This window comes from Vibrio hibernica (genome assembly GCF_015223435.1).
In the GTDB taxonomy this organism is placed as follows: domain Bacteria; phylum Pseudomonadota; class Gammaproteobacteria; order Enterobacterales; family Vibrionaceae; genus Vibrio; species Vibrio hibernica.
Genome location: NZ_VHKO01000001.1, coordinates 86,055 through 104,296, shown reverse-complemented (window position 1 = coordinate 104,296; position 18,242 = coordinate 86,055). Strand labels below are relative to the sequence as shown.

General features: G+C 41.0%; 14 protein-coding genes. 8 read left to right on the top strand and 6 right to left on the bottom strand.

Annotation, left to right across the window (positions count from 1 at the left end):
- Positions 1 to 39 precede the first annotated feature (39 nt).
- Positions 40 to 360 carry a DUF406 family protein gene (locus FH976_RS00420; protein WP_194088931.1) on the top strand — a complete coding sequence of 107 codons (321 nt, stop codon included), beginning with the start codon at positions 40 to 42 and terminating at the stop codon, positions 358 to 360.
- A gap of 126 nt (positions 361 to 486) precedes the next feature.
- Here FH976_RS00420 and FH976_RS00415 read toward each other — a convergent pair whose 3' ends face one another.
- From FH976_RS00415 to FH976_RS00400, 4 genes are all read right to left on the bottom strand, one after another.
- A complete protein-coding gene (locus tag FH976_RS00415) occupies positions 487 to 750 on the bottom strand; it encodes a hypothetical protein (protein ID WP_194088930.1) in 264 nt (87 codons plus the stop codon).
- Between the two features lie 144 nt (positions 751 to 894).
- Positions 895 to 1,938: a GMP reductase gene (locus FH976_RS00410; RefSeq protein WP_194088929.1), complete on the bottom strand. Its 1,044-nt coding sequence runs from the start codon at positions 1,936 to 1,938 to the stop codon at positions 895 to 897.
- A 313-nt stretch (positions 1,939 to 2,251) separates the two neighbouring features.
- Positions 2,252 to 2,488: a hypothetical protein gene (locus FH976_RS00405; RefSeq protein WP_194088928.1), complete on the bottom strand. Its 237-nt coding sequence runs from the start codon at positions 2,486 to 2,488 to the stop codon at positions 2,252 to 2,254.
- Positions 2,489 to 2,794: 306 nt separating this feature from the next.
- On the bottom strand, positions 2,795 to 3,331 hold the full coding sequence (locus tag FH976_RS00400; RefSeq protein ID WP_194088927.1) for a DUF3332 domain-containing protein: 537 nt from the start codon (positions 3,329 to 3,331) through the stop codon (positions 2,795 to 2,797).
- A 325-nt stretch (positions 3,332 to 3,656) separates the two neighbouring features.
- Here FH976_RS00400 and FH976_RS00395 point away from each other — a divergent pair, with 325 nt between their 5' ends.
- Both FH976_RS00395 and FH976_RS00390 read left to right on the top strand, forming a co-directional pair.
- Positions 3,657 to 6,023, top strand: a complete 2,367-nt coding sequence (locus FH976_RS00395; protein ID WP_194088926.1) for a fatty acid cis/trans isomerase — start codon at positions 3,657 to 3,659, stop codon at positions 6,021 to 6,023.
- Between the two features lie 138 nt (positions 6,024 to 6,161).
- Positions 6,162 to 6,617 carry a methylglyoxal synthase gene (locus FH976_RS00390; RefSeq protein WP_194088925.1) on the top strand — a complete coding sequence of 152 codons (456 nt, stop codon included), beginning with the start codon at positions 6,162 to 6,164 and terminating at the stop codon, positions 6,615 to 6,617.
- A 64-nt stretch (positions 6,618 to 6,681) separates the two neighbouring features.
- On the opposite strand, the gene narL is transcribed toward FH976_RS00390, so the two are convergent.
- Together narL and narX are read right to left on the bottom strand one after the other, a co-directional pair.
- Positions 6,682 to 7,335: a two-component system response regulator NarL gene (narL, locus tag FH976_RS00385; protein ID WP_194088924.1), complete on the bottom strand. Its 654-nt coding sequence runs from the start codon at positions 7,333 to 7,335 to the stop codon at positions 6,682 to 6,684.
- 12 nt (positions 7,336 to 7,347) lie between these two features.
- Positions 7,348 to 9,210, bottom strand: a complete 1,863-nt coding sequence (narX, locus tag FH976_RS00380; RefSeq protein ID WP_194088923.1) for a nitrate/nitrite two-component system sensor histidine kinase NarX — start codon at positions 9,208 to 9,210, stop codon at positions 7,348 to 7,350.
- A gap of 296 nt (positions 9,211 to 9,506) precedes the next feature.
- Between narX and FH976_RS00375 the strand changes: the two genes are divergently transcribed.
- From FH976_RS00375 to narI, 5 genes are all read left to right on the top strand, one after another.
- A complete protein-coding gene (locus tag FH976_RS00375; protein ID WP_194088922.1) occupies positions 9,507 to 10,901 on the top strand; it encodes a NarK family nitrate/nitrite MFS transporter in 1,395 nt (464 codons plus the stop codon).
- 437 nt (positions 10,902 to 11,338) lie between these two features.
- The gene (locus FH976_RS00370; protein ID WP_194088921.1) at positions 11,339 to 15,121 is read left to right on the top strand and encodes a nitrate reductase subunit alpha; all 3,783 of its coding nucleotides are present in this window, start codon (positions 11,339 to 11,341) and stop codon (positions 15,119 to 15,121) included.
- A gap of 2 nt (positions 15,122 to 15,123) precedes the next feature.
- Complete coding sequence (narH, locus tag FH976_RS00365; RefSeq protein WP_194088920.1) at positions 15,124 to 16,758, top strand: nitrate reductase subunit beta; 1,635 nt, start codon at positions 15,124 to 15,126, stop codon at positions 16,756 to 16,758.
- Positions 16,758 to 17,504: a nitrate reductase molybdenum cofactor assembly chaperone gene (narJ, locus tag FH976_RS00360; protein WP_194088919.1), complete on the top strand. Its 747-nt coding sequence runs from the start codon at positions 16,758 to 16,760 to the stop codon at positions 17,502 to 17,504. The genes narH and narJ overlap by 1 nt, the downstream gene beginning before the upstream one ends.
- Positions 17,501 to 18,190, top strand: a complete 690-nt coding sequence (gene narI / locus FH976_RS00355; RefSeq protein WP_194088918.1) for a respiratory nitrate reductase subunit gamma — start codon at positions 17,501 to 17,503, stop codon at positions 18,188 to 18,190. Before narJ ends, narI begins: the two co-directional genes overlap by 4 nt.
- The last annotated feature ends 52 nt before the right edge of the window (positions 18,191 to 18,242 follow it).

Genomic DNA, 18,242 nt, shown 5'->3' with positions numbered 1-18,242 from the left:
CGTAAAATAGAGTAAATCGTTACTTATAAGGCAATAAGCATGAATAATCAAAGACAAGAATTAGAGCTAGAAATAACTGAGAACGAAGTTTGTGAAGCCTGTGGTTGCAGTGCTGAAATGGGATTTATCATCAAGGAAGGTGATGATGTAGCAGATGTTCATATTCAAGGTCCAAATAAGGCAACCCTAATCACTCATCTAGAACCTTATTTAGCATTAGCAAAACGTGTAAATGAAAAATTTGAATATCAAATTGAAGACATGACTGATGATGCAACACAGTTAACGGCTCATATTAGATTTGAATGTAGCGCTGAAAAATTAATTTTTGAGTTACAAAGCCGTAGTTTAAATCGTTAATCATTTTATCTTTCTGTTTAGCCCTCAATAAAGTGCGTTAACGATTTTTATTAAGCCAGTAAACTTTAAGGTCACTTCAACCTAGTTACTGGCTTTTTTTATGCACTTTATTCGATGTTTGTACTATCAACACGCCGTCATCATACTGGCAACCATTTGATGTGCACTTTTTGGCATTGGTTTTATTTCACTTAAATATTCATGAATTTCTTTAGGGCTTAATGTGCAACCACGATCAGTAAAAGACATGATTTGATGTGTGGTGCTGACTTTAGCTAATGTGAATTGATCGCGATTAGAATTAAAAGGGGAAAACATCCAGCGTAAATGTTCCACTTGCTCTATTGTTGCATAATCTTCTTTTTTCTTAAATTCGTAGACATTTGTCATTCTATTTTCCTTTTTACCAGCGCCCTACAACTGTTTAAATATACAGTATACTTTCATCGCATGTCTATTCTTTTTATCCGTGTAAATTTTAGACATAAAAAAGGCCGCTTAAAAAAGCGGCCAATTTAGGTTTAAGCTAGCAGTTTATTCACGTCCGTAAACGTTATTTTCTTGCTCTTGAACACGGATAAATGTGGTGCGTTTTGTCAGCTCTTTAAGCTTCGCTGCGCCAACGTAGGTGCAGGTTGATCGCACGCCGCCAAGAATATCGTTGATAGTGTCATGCACGGTTCCACGAAATGGAATCAAAACTGTTTTACCTTCTGCTGCGCGGTACTTCGCCATACCACCAGAATGCTTCTTCATCGCAGACTGGCTACTCATGCCATAGAACTTCATGAATGCTTTACCATCTTGCTCAACACGTTCGCCACCTGACTCTTCATGCCCAGCTAACATACCACCAAGCATGACGAAATCTGCGCCACCACCAAAGGCTTTAGATACATCACCTGCGCAAGTACAACCACCATCGCCCACAATCGTTCCGCCAAGGCCATGTGCCGCATCCGCACATTCAATAATGGCAGAAAGTTGAGGGTAACCAACCCCCGTTTTTACGCGAGTTGTGCAGACAGAACCCGGGCCAATGCCAACTTTCACTATATCGGCGCCGGCAAGAATCAACTCTTCTACCATATCGCCAGTGACCACATTACCTGCGCTAATCACTTTATCAGGAAAAGCTTGGCGTACTTTCATCACGTAATCCACAAGATGCTCAGAATAACCATTAGCAATATCGACACAGATAAAAATTATCTCATCGGTTAATGCCATAATATCTAGGGTTTTCTGGAAGTCAGCGTCTGATGTCCCCGTTGAAACCATGACATTATTTAAAACTTTAGCTTCATTATTTTTAATGAAATCGGCCCAGTCAGCAACGGTATAGTGCTTATGAATCGCAGTCATTACGTTATGCTCAGCAAGCGCTTGCGCCATTGCAAAAGTGCCGACTGAATCCATATTAGCCGCAATAACAGGTACACCAGACCATTGACGGCCACTATGCTTGAATGTAAAATCGCGGGTTAAGTTTACTTGAGAACGACTTTTTAGAGTTGAACGCTTAGGGCGAAATAAAACATCTTTAAAGCCTAACTTTAGTTCTTGTTCGATACGCATTTTATACACTTCCTTTGAAACAAATAATGACGCGTCCGATTCTAGTTCGCAGCTTTACTGTATCAGCAAGTTGCGTTGCGAAAATCGCTTTGGCAGAAGCATTCGCATATTTCGGACACAAAAAAACCGGAGCGTTGGCAGGCGCTCCGGTTTTCAGTATTATAGGTTCAGATATTTTTGTTACTAGTCTGATATTTCATTTTTTTTTATGATACCTTATGAAAGATAGTAACTCATAAAACCATCTTAGCCTCAGAACCTCCCCCTAGATAAAACTCTATAACTATTTGTTAAATAAGTAGTTAACTAGTGATTATGGCCATAATGTCAAAAACAATATGCGCAATACCACTGCAAATACCACTAATGACACACCTAATTTATAATATTTAAATTCACTGATCGACATTTCTACGCGTTTATAGAAGATAGTGGCTAAACCTTTCCAATCTTGACTCCTCTTTCCATATTGAATCATGCTAATGAAAATTAGACCAATACCTATTAAAAGAAAGCTCTTCTCTATCATCAATAGTGTCATTTCAATCATATTCACCGCTCCCATAATCCGTTGCGATTAACGATATAATGCTACTACTATGTCGTTTTTTTTAATCCACGACTGTTGGACTTAAGTCGTAAATATCAGATTATGTGATCTTTATGGGCAATGATCTTTATCAGTAATAATCTTTATAAACCATGGATCTTTATAAATCATGATATTAACAACCAGCATAAATAAAAAAATGCAGAGTGACCGATGAAGTCTACTCTGCATTTTATTCATGAAGCTTAAACGTGATATACCCGAGAGCGGATCTAAACTGTGGCTTCAAGTCAACACTATCTCAAATTACAGCTTAGCAGCGGCTACGTAATCTTCTAACTCTTGTACTTTTACGGTGGTGATAAGTTGATTGTCAGCATAAAAAGTAACTAGGTCACCAGATTTAACACCACGCAATGTTTTTTGAGTGCCATTTACATAAGCAACGTTCATTTGCAGTGTGTTTGCATCAATTTGTTCAATTGTTGCATTTTCAATATCAGCATTGTTCGCTTGAACGGGTACGGTAGTCAAAGAGCTATCTAGTTTATCATTTACTTTAAGTAAAGATGGAGCAGGAGTATCAACAACGGCTGGTGATTTACCAGTGATCACGTTTTTACCAGTCCAGAATTCGATGGCGTTAAAAATGAATAAATCGCCAACAGATGCAATCGCATAAATTGGGCTCATTAAAAGAAATAGGCCTTCACGCGCATAACGGTTATCAACTGCCATTAAGTTAGCTTTACCAACCAGTCCTGTTACACCCATTTGCCCCATACAACCACTAAGCGTTGTCACTCCTAGAGCCGCCACTACTGCTATTTTTAATTTTTTCATATTAATAATCTCTATTTTATTATGTTTAAATTCAGGCTAAATTTAGCACAACGGAACACTTTCGTTAAGTTTATTCGATTGAAATTAAAGGAAAAAAGAGTGCGCCCTCTCACTTATGTAAAAAAACACACCACCAACATTATCATGCTGAATGTATCTATAGAATTGCATTTAAGTTACTGATTGTTTAACTAAGGTTAGCAGTGTTTAACAAAATTTCTAGTGACGGCTATATAACCAGTAAATAATAGTTAACAATTAATTCAGATTTGCTATCTTCATTATTAATAAGCATATGACTTAACTTATCAATAGTGAATTCTCAATGAAATTGAAGCACTTCCTCTCCATACTGGCACTCGTAACGTTCTCTGGATGCGCAGTTTATACTGGGTTAAATTATGATAACCTTTTTGGCAAACAGCAAGTTCAGCCACGAATACCAAAGTTCGACACTCAAGCAGCACAACATTTTATCAACGATATAAAACCCATTTTAGATAACCGCTGTGTCGTTTGTCATGCCTGTTATGATGCTCCCTGCCAATTAAAATTATCGTCAGTAGACGGTATTGATCGAGGCGCAAATAAAAGCCTCGTATATGCAGGAACCCGTTTAACCGCGACCAATCCAACCCGTTTATTCGAAGATGCTCAGACAACGCAAGAATGGCGAGACATTGGCTTTCATCCAGTGCTCAATGAGCGATCTCAAATTCCAGAAGCAAATCTAGAAGCAGGGTTAGTTGCTCGCTTATTAACTCAGAAAAAAGAACATCCAATGGTGAAGCAAGATCAGCTAGAAGGATTTGATTTCTCGGTTGATCGAGCCCAGCAATGCCCAACGATTGAAGAATATGACCAATACGCCGCCAATTATCCAACATGGGGAATGCCTTATGGAATGCCAGCATTAACCAGTAAAGAGCACCAAACCTTAATGCAGTGGCTTTCAGATGGCGCCTTAATGACGGCTCATCAACCTTTATCACAACCTCAGCGAAAACAAGTAGATAAATGGGAGGCTTTTTTAAATGGTGACTCATTAAAACAGCAATTAATGAGTCGTTATGTTTATGAACACCTCTTTTTATCACATTTATATTTTTCAGACTTTCAAAGAGCGAGCGCGGAGAGTGACATTCAATTTTTCATGATAGTTCGATCGCTTACCCCACCTGGTGAGCCGGTCAAACGAATTGTTACTCGTCGCCCTTACTCTGATCCTAAAACCGATCGAGTGTATTATCGCTTAGTTGCCTACCCTGCCACCATTGTTGATAAAACCCACCAGCCTTATGCATTAAATGATCAAAAATTAAAGCGGATAGAATCTTTATTTATCAAGCCAGCGTATGAAGTCAAGGCTTTACCAAGTTATAAAGCTTCGGTTGCAGCAAATCCCATGACGGCATTTGTGGACATCCCCGTTGAATCTCGATATCGCTTCATGCTGGATAATGCTCAAAATACCATCATGAGTTTTATCAAAGGCCCTGTTTGCCGGGGGCAATTAGCACTGAACGTAATTAATGATCATTTTTGGGTTTTCTTCGTCGATCCTAAATCCTCAAGCTTAGATAAAGTAAAACAATTTTATAGCAGTCAAATAAAAAACTTACGCTTACCGACGGAAAAAAGTACCGTCGTTCCCACTTATCAATGGCTATCTTATTCCAAGCAACAAGCCGCTTATTTAGAAGCTAAATCTCGTTATATGAATGAATGGTTCAAGGATGGTCAGCATTTAACAACTGAATTGATTTGGGATGGTGATGGGGAGAATGATAATGCAGCACTAACCGTTTTTCGTCATTTTGATAGCGCCTCGGTCGTAAAAGGTTTAGTGGGTAACCCACCAAAAACAGCTTGGGTAATGGATTACGCTTTATTAGAACGAATCCAATATCTTCTTGTGGATGGGTTTGATATTTACGGTAATTTTGGTCATCAATTAATGACTCGCATGTTTATGGATTTCCTACGTATGGAAGGAGAAGAAAATTTCTTATCACTCCTTCCCGTTGAAGAGCGTCATAAACAAATGGAAAGTTGGTATCAAGATCCGTCACCGCAACTAAGTGACTTTATTCAACGAGATGTCACACCATTTGAGCAACCAACCAATATTCACTATAAAACCGATAATACAAAAATGGAATTGTATGGCATGTTAGAACAGCGTCTTAAACCTGTTTTATCTGACCGTTACTCGATAAAAAACACAGGATTATCGGTAAAAAATGAAGCCATTTTAAGACAGATTAATAACCTGAAAGGAAAAGGGATTTATCGTATACCGCAGCTAATTTCAATCATGATGACCACTAAATCGGGTAAAAAACAGGTGTTCACATTGATTCATAATAATGCTCATAGCAATATTTCGAGCTTATTTGATGAAGAAAGTAATCGCCAAAAAGAGAAAGATACCCTGGCTTTAGTCAAAGGCGTACTTGGCAGCTACCCCTCGGCCTTTATTCAATTAAAAGAATCCGATACCGCTGATTTTTACCAACGACTCGCTAATTTAAATGATGATGACGACTACATTGCTTTATTAGATCGCTATGGCGTGAGACGTGGTGCAGATAACTTTTGGCAATTTAGCGATGAGTTGCATCAGTGGTATGAAAAAGATCAACCTATTGAAGCCGGGTTGCTCGATTATAATCGCTTTGAGAACCGCTAATTATTGATATTCAAAGGTTATCAACGCTTAATCATCAAGTAATTAAGAATTAATAACTCAGCATCTATTTTTTATTTCAGGTTTCACTTATGCTGCTCAGTAGCCAATACTTATTATTACTCAGTTAGGATACTCATAATGCAAAAAATCATTCGTACCATGCCGGCCCATAAAAATATTGCTCTGGTCGCGCATGATCACTACAAACCAGAACTTTTACGTTGGGTAATTGAGAACAAAGAAAAGCTACAGCGTCACTTTTTATACGCGACAGGCACCACAGGTAATATGTTAAGTAAAGAAACAGGATTAGCCATTAAGAGTTTAATCAGTGGTCCGATGGGAGGTGATCAACAACTTGGTGCATTAATCTCTGAAGGCAAAATTGATATGATGATTTTCTTTTGGGATCCATTAAATGCAGTGCCGCATGATCCTGATGTTAAAGCTTTACTGCGTATCGCCTCTGTCTGGAACATTCCAGTTGCTACCAATCGAGCTACCGCTAAGTTCTTGTTTAATTCTGAGTTACTTGAGCAAGAAGTTGATATCGAAATCCCAGACTATCAAGCCTATTTAAACGATAGAATTTAGAATTAATTCGATCCTAGTATTTAAGAGCAAATGCTAGGATCTATATTCTTTAATTAGCCGTTGATTAACATACTTTTTCTTCATGTACCCACACAGCCATTTCTACGCGTGAACGTAAATTCAGTTTTTTAAGCAAACTTTTAACATGAACTTTCACCGTCCCTTCCGCAATGCCAAGTTTACGAGCAATCATCTTGTTCGTCATGCCTGTTGCAACCAACTTTAAGGTTTGAAACTCTCGCTTGGTTAAACTATCCACTCCGCGTGGCGCTTCTTTTTTACTGCGTAAGCCTTCCATTAAAATTGGGGCCATTTCTGGGCTTAATACCATTTGACCATTACAAGCTTGATCAATTGCCTTTATTAATTCTTCTGGTTCCATGTCTTTTAGTAAATAGCCATCTGCACCTAACTTAATTGCATTGGTTAAGTCACCTTTATAATTCGAGACCGTAAACACCACGACTCGGCTCGATAAATGGCAGTTTCGTAATTCACGCAAAGTCTCTAACCCGTTCATCTCAGGCATATTAAGATCCAATAAAATAAGATCCGGATCATGCTCCTTTGCCAAGGCTACACCATCTACACCAGTGTGAGCCATTGCTACAACTTGCATCTTGCCATTCATCTCAATCAAATGCTTCACACCACCACATAGCATTGGGTGGTCATCAATTAATAATATGGTCGATTTATCGTTGTGTTGTAATTCCATAGCAATACCTTTTTATTGTGGCGAGAACTCAATATTAATACGAGTCCCTATTCCTTGTTTTGACTCAATATTGAGTTGACCGGGTAACGACTTGGCTCTGTCTCTCATAATAGTGAGACCATAGTGATTTTTGGGCTCGGTGATTGTATTCATACCTCGACCATTATCCGTTACAGTGACCGCGACTTTTTGGCTACTAACATCATATTTAGCATCAATATGAACAATGCTCGCATTTGCATGTTTGTAAATATTGGATAATGCTTCACGAACGATATGCACAATATGGACAGCTTGATGAGAAGAAATACTATTGGCGGGCACTTTAAAGTTTAGGTTGATCATTAAACCTAATTTCTCATTAAATTCTTCAACCGTATTTTCCAATGCGGCTAATAAACCAGGCTCCGTTAATTTCAACCTGAACGTTGCCAGCAAATGACGCAGTTGGGTGTATGCCATATCCACTTCCTGACGCATTTCTTTTACCAAGATTTTTTGATCATCGGTAAAATTACTATTTTGCATTTGCAAACAGCTCAAACGGATCTTCATGCAAGACAAAGATTGGGCAATGGAATCATGCAATTCACGAGCAATCGTCGCTCTCTCATTGGCTAACATTAATTCACTATTTAAATGTTCTTGGTATTTAGAAGCTAATGAACGAGTAATTTGTTTACTTAACGTATCAATCAGCTGTAAATCATCTTCTGAAGCGGCTTGGTCATTCAAAAATTCAATCTTTAAAGTGCCATAACTGCGTAATCCATCCTCCAGTTCCCAAACCTTAACGTCACCGGAAGAATTCGGTAATCGTTCAGATATCGAGAAAAAACAGGCATCACAATTATGATCGACGCAGTTTTCTGGCCTTTGATGCTGCACAGTTGAAATCACTTGGCAATTGCCCGACTTATGGTAATCCGCAATTTCTAAAGTAATATTTTGATAACCAGTGATATCTCTAAGCTCAAATACTATTGGAGAAAATAAAGCACAATAGCGTTCACTGTTGTCTAGAATTAAAACCCCACTGGAACGGTACAAAAAATCGAGCAACTTATTTTTATGAGTAAGACTCTCCGTTTTGGTTTCCACCAAGGTTTCTAAGCTGGAATACATACTCTCGAGCTTATCTGCCATGCTGTTAAACATAATACCCAGTTGATTTAACTCATCTTTTTTATTATTAACAGGAAATCGAGATTGTAAACGGCCATTTTTTAACTCAAACGCCATAGTCAATAATTGACGCCAAGGATGAAAAATACGGTTGCGTAAATGAATGACGTTAACCAATAAAATCAGCAGTAATAAAATGATAAACGTGGTCTGTAAGGATTTTAAAATCCATAAACGATGCTCAGTTTCTTTATCAATTAGGTGCACTAATTGATCTAATTGGATCACATATTGAGTAATAACTTGCCTTGCTTCATCTGAATTACTCACCTCAAGCAAAGCCGGTTTAACACTCTCTAACCAATAACGATGTACCTTTTTATATTCGTCTGAAAGGCCACGTTCATGGATATAATCTTCTAAAAATTGGGAATGGCTTTTCTTATCGATAGCAAAGAGCACGTCTGCTGTCTGTTTATTAAATGGCACTAATGATAGCAATTCAAAGCTCTGCATCCGCATAAAACCAATTCGGTTAATCGCATGGGCATTCCCCTGAATACTATTGGCAACCCATGCAGAAACCGACATGCCGATGATCGCGCATACCGTGATCACTAACATCGATAAAGACACTTTACTGACGAGTGAAAATGGGTTCCAAAAAGGACTAGCAGGCGTTTGTTTTAGCTGAACTTGCTTTGATTTAGCTTTCTTTAATTGAACTTTCTTTAATCGAATTGGCTTCATGGCAATCTTTCACAAACAATAAGGTCATATTTTATGCTTTTTGAGATAGAACCATATAACCATTTGTAGGTATCACTTAATATCCACCACATCATGTTTTCATATTCCAACAGCGGCAATGAAACTTAACTTATTAATAATAAACAATATAATAACCACATAAATACTACCACTATAGGATTGATGTCACCTCTATGCCACTAGAAAACAGCCATTCCATTGATATGAGTCAAAAAGTCTTCTTGAAAATAGATCAAAGCTAGCGGCTATTTTCAAACTTAGTAAAGGATTTTGAAATGGAATCGACCATTCATAAGAATAAAAATATAAGCAAAGTGTTAACCAATTGGGTACCGGAAGACCCAAAATTTTGGCAAGAAGAAGGCCAACATATTGCACGTAAGAATTTATGGATTTCTATTCCCTGTTTATTGCTCTCTTTTTGTGTTTGGATGATGTTTAGCACCGTTTCTATCAACCTTAATCGAGTTGGATTCACTTTTACTACCGATCAGCTGTTTTTGTTAACCGCATTACCTTCTGCCTCCGGCGCGATCATGCGTATTCCTTATTCGTTTATGGTTCCCATTGTAGGAGGACGTCGTTGGACCGCCTTCACAACCGCCTTCCTTGCCGTGCCATGCATTTGGCTATCCATCGCGGTTCAAGATTCCAATACGCCTTATTCTATTTTTGTCTTAATTTCCCTACTGTGTGGTTTTGCGGGTGGCAACTTTGCATCAAGCATGTCAAACATCAGTTTTTTCTTCCCAAAACATAAACAAGGTGGTGCGCTGGGCTTAAATGGTGGCTTAGGCAATCTTGGCGTGAGTGTTATGCAATTATTTGCACCACTTGCAGTTTCTCTGGGGATCTTTAGCTTCTTTGTTTCTGGCTCTCAACAACCCGACGGCAGCATGTTATGGCTCGCAAACGCGCCTCTCATTTGGGTTCCGTTTATCATTATAACCACCTTAGCGGCATGGTTTGGCATGAACGATATTGCCACTGCTAAAGCGTCTATTTCAGAACAATTGCCAGTATTAAAACGCCCTCATATGTGGGTGTTGAGTTTCTTATATTTATTGACATTTGGCTCGTTTATTGGTTTCTCTGCAGGCTTTGCGATGTTAACCAAAACCCAATTCCCAACGGTAGATATTATTCATATCGCATTCTTAGGCCCATTATTAGGTGCATTAATGCGACCTGTGGGCGGTGCATTATCCGATAAGCTTGGAGGGATAAAAGTCACCACAGTAAACTTTATATTGATGGCTATATTTACAGCTTCAATATTCTATTTTTTACCGGGAGAAGCATCGGCCAACGGTAATTTCAAATTGTTCTTTATTGGCTTTATGTTGTTATTTGCTACGGCTGGCTTAGGAAGTGGCTCAACTTTCCAAATGATTGCTGTGGTATTTAGACAATTAACGGTTGAAAGGATGCTGCGTGAAAATGGTGGTAACGAAGAAAAAGCGCAAGTACGAGCAGTTAAAGATTCAGCCGCAGCATTAGGTTTTATCTCTGCCATTGGCGCAATTGGTGGGTTCTTTATCCCTAAAGCCTTTGGTACGTCTCTAGCACTGACTGGATCGCCGATTGGTGCCATGAAAGTTTTCTTATGCTTTTACCTTGTGTGTATTATTTTGACTTGGGCGGTCTATGGTCGTTATGAGAAGAAATAAGTCACAGGTTTCTAACTTTTAGTTTTGATTCCTGGTTTCTGGTTTCTGGTTTCTGACTATAAAAGACAGCTTGATTGTTATCGATCAAGCTGTCCTTGTTTAGCATGTCCTTGTTTAGCATGTATTCGTTTTTCAGGACACGGTATCGTTTATCAAGCTTAAATTCCTTATACCCCTCAATAGTCCCCTCATCTTCGCCCATCATTACCTCATGCCAACAAAACCAAAAATAACCTATTAAACAATGATTTAACTAAAACTTAAGCATAATCAATTGGAGGTAGATAACTTCTAGTTCCTAACATAAACAAAGTACTTATTGATCAAAATCAATATCTCGCCATCTTATGCTCCCTATTCTGGTAGAGATGACCAATGTCAACATTCACTAAATACATATAACTACAGGTGAAAAACCTGATGAGGAGATCCCCCGGATGAGCAAATTTCTTGACCGGTTTCGTTACTTTAAGCAGCTAGGTGAAACCTTTTCAAATGGCCACGGCCAATCGATGGATTCTAACCGCGATTGGGAAAATGGATATCGTAGTCGTTGGCAACATGACAAGATTGTTCGCTCCACTCACGGGGTTAACTGTACCGGTTCATGTAGCTGGAAAATCTATGTTAAAAATGGCTTAGTGACTTGGGAAACACAACAAACCGATTACCCTAGAACTCGTCCAGATCTCCCTAACCATGAACCTCGTGGTTGTCCTCGTGGTGCTAGTTATTCTTGGTATCTTTACAGTGCCAACCGCGTGAAATACCCAATGATTCGCAAACGCCTGTTACAACTTTGGCAAGAAGCGAAGCTACAGCATCCCGATCCAGTGGATGCCTGGAAATCAATCACTTCCGATCCAGCCAAAATGCAGCAATACAAAAAAGCCCGTGGACGTGGCGGTTTTGTCCGTGCTAATTGGGACGATGCTAATGAGCTCATTGCCGCAGCAAACGTTCATACTGCGAAAGAACATGGCCCGGACCGAATCGTTGGCTTCTCTCCAATTCCTGCTATGTCGATGGTGTCTTACGCATCAGGCGCACGATACCTTTCTCTTATCGGCGGAACGTGCTTAAGCTTCTACGATTGGTATTGCGATTTACCACCAGCCTCACCAATGACATGGGGCGAGCAAACCGATGTTCCTGAATCAGCCGATTGGTATAACTCTTCATATATCATCGCGTGGGGCTCAAATGTTCCTCAAACGCGTACTCCTGATGCGCATTTCTTTACGGAAGTTCGTTACAAAGGCACCAAAACGGTTGCAGTAACGCCCGATTACGCTGAAGTAGCAAAATTATGTGACCATTGGTTAAATCCAAAACAAGGCACCGACAGTGCAATGGCATTGGCAATGGGCCACGTTTTGTTGACCGAGTTCCACACCAAGCGCCAAGTTGAATACTTCAAAAATTACACTCAACAATACACCGACATGCCAATGTTGGTTGAACTTGAAAAACGCGAAGATGGTACTTTTGTTGCGGGTCGTCAGCTGCGTGCTTCTGATCTAGTCGATAACCTTGGCCAAGATAACAATCCTGAATGGAAAACCATTGCGATTGATGAAGCGACAGGTGAATTGATTGCGCCGCAAGGTTCAATCGGTTATCGCTGGGGTGAAGATGGAAAATGGAATCTTCAACAAAAAGATGGCAAAACTGACCAAGAACGTAACCTGCGTTTGAGCCTTGTGGATTCATACGATGAAATCGTCAGTGTTGGTTTCCCATACTTTGGTGGCCTGCCAAGCGAGCATTTCCAAAATGTTGAATTGAACGATGTTATTCAGCATAAATTGCCAGCCAAACGCCTTACCAATGCACAAGGTAACGAGATTTTAGTCACCAGCGTTTACGACTTAACCATGGCGAACTACGGTATTGATCGTGGTCTGAATGATGAGAACTGCGCATCCACTTACGATGAAGTGAAAGCGTATTCTCCTGCTTGGGCAGAACTTGTTACTGGTGTAAATCGCGCTGAAATCATCAAAATTGCTCGTGAATTTGGTGAAAACGCCGAGAAAACTCGCGGCCGTTCAATGGTTATTGTTGGCGCTGGCTTAAACCACTGGTTCCACATGGATATGTCTTACCGTGGCATTATCAACATGTTGGTGTTCTGTGGTTGTGTTGGTCAAAGTGGCGGCGGTTGGTCGCACTATGTTGGTCAAGAAAAACTGCGCCCACAAACTGGCTGGCAACCTCTTGCCTTCGGTCTAGATTGGCAGAAACCGCCTCGCCATATGAATGGTACGTCGTTCTTCTACAACCACTCAAGCCAATGGCGTTATGAAACGGTTAATTCGAACGATCTTCTTTCTCCGCTTGCCGACAAGTCGCGTTACAGCGAAAGCTTACTCGACATGAACGTGAAAGCAGAACGCATGGGCTGGTTACCATCATCACCACAATTCAATATTAACCCGCTGCATGTGGCTGAGAAAGCCAAAGCAGAAGGCTTAAGTTCTGAAGATTACATGGTGAAAAACTTAAAAGATGGCAGCATCAAGTTTGCCGCTGAACAACCTGAAGACCACTACCCTCGTAACATGTTTATTTGGCGTTCAAACCTATTAGGTTCGTCAGGTAAAGGTCACGAATACATGCTGAAATACTTGTTGGGTACTGAAAACGGCATTCAAGGTAAAGATCTTGGCCAACAAGGTAAGGTTAAGCCTGAAGAAATTGAATGGAAAGACCAAGGCACACAAGGCAAGCTTGATCTCGTGGTAACACTAGATTTCCGTATGTCGAGCACCTGTTTATTCTCAGACATCGTTCTTCCTACTGCCACTTGGTATGAAAAAGATGACATGAACACCTCAGACATGCACCCATTCATCCACCCTCTTTCTGCAGCGGTTGATCCTGCTTGGGAAGCGAAAAGTGACTGGGAAATCTACAAAGGCATCGCGAAGAAATTCTCTGAAGTTTGTGTTGGCCATTTAGGGGTTGAAACGGACCTTGTTTCGCTACCAATTCAACACGATTCAAACGCTGAGATTGCTCAACCGTTTGATGTGAGAGATTGGAAAAAAGGCGAATGTGACCTCATTCCGGGTAAAACGGCGCCACACCTAAAAACCGTGGTTCGTGACTATCCAAATACTTATGAGCGTTTCACTTCACTCGGCCCAATTTTGGATCAAGAAGGCAACGGCGGCAAAGGCATCAACTGGGATACGCAAGTTGAAGTCGATTTCCTAAAAGAGCTGAACTACACCAAAACAGAAGGCTCAGCTGAAGGTCGCCCATTGATTGAAAGTGCCATTGATGCGGCAGAAGTTATCCTGTCACTTGCGCCAGAAACTAACGGCCAAGTCGCAGTAAAAGCTTGGGCGGCACTGGGTGAGAAAACCGGTATCAACCACACTCATTTAGCCTTGAATAAAGAAGATGAAAAAATTCGCTTCCGTGATATTCAAGCGCAACCTCGCAAGATTATCTCAAGCCCAACGTGGTCTGGTTTGGAAGATGAACATGTGTCTTACAACGCTTGTTACACCAACGTACACGAGCTTATCCCATGGCGTACTCTGTCTGGCCGTCAGCAGTTATATCAAGATCACCAATGGATGCGTGATTTCGGCGAAAGCTTAGTAGCGTATCGTCCGCCGGTTGATACTCGCTCAGTACAAAGCGAAATCAATAGAAAGAGCAATGGCAACCCTGAAAAAGCGTTGAACTTTATTACTCCGCACCAGAAATGGGGTATCCACTCGACCTACAGTGAAAACCTATTGATGCTAACGCTGTCTCGCGGTGGTCCAATTGTTTGGATGAGTGAGGACGATGCAAAATCACTTGGCATTGAAGATAACGATTGGATCGAAGCGTTTAACAGTAACGGCGCTCTAACCGCTCGTGCTGTTGTGAGTCAACGTGTACCAGAAGGCATGGTAATGATGTATCACGCGCAAGAGCGTTTAGTGAACCTTCCTGGCTCTGAAATCACCAAGCAACGTGGTGGTATTCATAACTCAGTGACTCGTATTACGCCAAAACCAACCCACATGATTGGGGGTTACGCTCAGCAATCTTACGGCTTTAACTACTACGGAACCGTGGGTTCTAACCGCGATGAATTCGTTGTAGTGCGTAAGATGAAAGACGTGAAATGGTTAGATGACGAAAACAACGATTACGATCAAGAAAAAGCAATCGCTCAACCGTCTAATAAAACGCAAACTGGACAGGAGAAATAAGCATGAAAATCCGCTCTCAAGTCGGCATGGTGCTTAACCTAGACAAATGTATTGGCTGTCACACTTGTTCAGTCACTTGTAAAAACGTATGGACCAGCCGCGAAGGTATGGAATATGCGTGGTTCAACAATGTAGAAAGTAAGCCTGGTGTAGGCTACCCAGCAAATTGGGAAGACCAAGACCAATGGAAAGGCGGTTGGATTAGAAAAATCAATGGCAAAATTGAGCCAAGAATGGGCGGCAAGGTTGGCGTATTGTCAAAATTGTTCAACAACCCAGATATGCCAAGCATTGATGATTACTACGAACCATTTACTTTCGATTATGAGCATCTGCAAAATGCCAAAGAAAGTAAGCATCAACCTATCGCTCGCCCACGTTCTTTGATCACCGGCAAGCGTATGGACAAAATTGAAAACGGACCAAACTGGGAAGAAATTCTTGGTGGCGAGTATTCAAAACGTTCAAAAGATTACAACTTGAATGCGTTCGGTTTTGAGAAAAAGCAAAAAGAAATCGTCGGTGAGTTTGAAAACACCTTCATGATGTATTTGCCGCGTTTATGTGAGCATTGTTTGAATCCAACTTGTGTTGCTACTTGTCCAAGCGGTTCAATCTACAAACGTGAAGAAGATGGCATTGTCTTAATCGATCAAGACAAATGTCGCGGCTGGCGTATGTGCTTAACTGGCTGCCCATACAAAAAAATCTACTTCAACTGGAAATCAGGTAAATCTGAAAAATGTATTTTCTGCTACCCGCGTATTGAAGCAGGTCAACCAACCGTGTGTTCTGAAACCTGTGTTGGTCGTATTCGCTACCTTGGCGTAATGCTTTACGATGCTGATAAAGTAGAGCAAGCCGCATCAACCGAGAACGTCACCGATCTGTATCAAGAACAATTGGATGTATTCTTAGATCCCAACGATCCTGCTGTGATTAAAGAAGCGTTAGCACAAGGCGTTCCAATGAGCACCATTGAAGCGGCGCAGAAATCACCGGTTTACAAAATGGCGGTTGATTGGAAATTAGCCCTTCCCCTTCACCCAGAATATCGCACCCTACCAATGGTATGGTATGTGCCACCACTATCGCCAATTCAAGCGGTAACGGATGCGGGTGTACTTGACGGCGACGGCATCTTGCCAGAAATTGAAAGACTGCGTATCCCAGTGAAATATCTGGCTAACTTGCTTACCGCAGGTGATGAAAAACCAGTCCTCAGCGCATTAAAACGTATGCTGGCTATGCGTCATTACAAACGCGCAGAAACCGTTGATGGTGTTATCGATACTTCGGCACTTGAAGAAGCGGGATTAACCGAAGCTCAAGCGAAAGAAATGTATCGTTACCTTGCGATTGCTAATTACGAAGATCGCTTTGTTATTCCAGCCAGTCACCGTGAAATGGCCAAAGAATCGTTCCCAGGCGCACTTGATGACACCGGTGCTTATGCACAAAAAAGTAGCTGTGGGTTTAGCTTTGGTGATGGTTGTCACGGCGGCGGGAGCGAAAACAAATTCAATCTATTTGACAGCAAACGCATTGATGCTATCAACATTGATCCAAAAACGGCCCCTCAAAATAGCGTTCAATTTATGGATCCTTCAGATATGAATGGTAAAGGAGCGAAATAATGGAAAATCTAAAGATTATTTCTCTCTTACTTGAGTACCCAGATCGTGAGATCTGGTTACACAAAGACGAGTTGATGAAAGACATTTCTGAGATGCTCTTTCTCTCTCCCGCTCAGATGAGTCGGTTGTACACCTTCATTGAAGAACTGACTGAGCAAGATTTATTGGATGCTCAATCTAACTACATTGAACTGTTCGACCGTGGGCGTTCATTGTCATTATTGTTGTTTGAACACGTGCATGGTGAATCAAGAGATCGTGGCCAAGCCATGATCGACTTGATGGATCAGTACAAAGCCGCAGGACTTCAAATCGAAAGTATTGAGCTACCTGATTACTTACCGGTTTACCTTGAATACTTAGCCACGCAAACCCGTGAAGAATCGATTCAAGGTTTAGCGGATATCGCCCCTATTCTGGCGCTGCTTGGCGCTCGTTTAGAAAAGCGTGACAGCATTTATCGCCACTTGTTTACTTTATTACTTGAGTTATCAGGCACAAAAGTTCGTCCTGAGCATTTAAATAGTAATGTAGAAAAAGAAGAACGCGACGATACGCCCGAAGCATTAGATGCGGTTTGGGAAGAAGAGCAAATCAAATTCTTAGGTGAAGAAGGTTGCGCGTCTGCTGAACAAAACATGCACCAAAAACGTTTTGCTGGCAGCGTACAACCACAATATGTCAGCTTGGATTCACTTCCAACGTCAACTGCATCATCAACTTCAGCATCTGGAGGCCAACAATGAGTTTTCTAAATACGTTCTTTTTTGACGTGTATCCTTACATCGCCAGTGCTGTGTTTTTTATTGGCAGTTGGATCCGTTATGACTACGCTCAATATACATGGCGAGCAGGCTCTAGCCAGATGCTGAGTAGCCGAGATGACAAACGCTACATGCGCATTGCGTCTAACCTATTCCACGTTGGGATTTTAGGCATTTTTGCGGGTCACTTTGTCGGTATGTTAACGCCACACTGGATGTATGCTCCTTTCATTACCATTGCAGCTAAACAACAATTGGCGATGATTGCAGGTGGTGCATGTGGACTAATGACGGTAACAGGTGGCGCAATGCTGCTAAAACGCCGTTTAACTAATTCACGCGTTCGAGCAACATCGAGCTTTGCCGATATTGGCATCTTAACCTTACTAGTTATCCAAGCTTGTTTAGGTGTGCTAACCATTCCTTTTTCTGCCCAACACATGGACGGCAGTGAAATGATGAAATTAGTGGGCTGGGCACAATCAGTGATGACGTTTGGTGCCAATTCTTCAGCGCATTTAGATGGCGTCGCTATGATCTTCAGAGTACACATCGTACTGGGTATGACCATGTTCCTGTTATTCCCTTTCTGTCGTTTAGTTCATATTTGGAGCGTGCCAGTGGAGTATCTAACCCGTCGCTACCAAATCGTGCGTAACCGCCGTTAAAATCTAAATCAACACGGTACCTTTTTAAGCCAGCATCTATTTTCAGTATGCT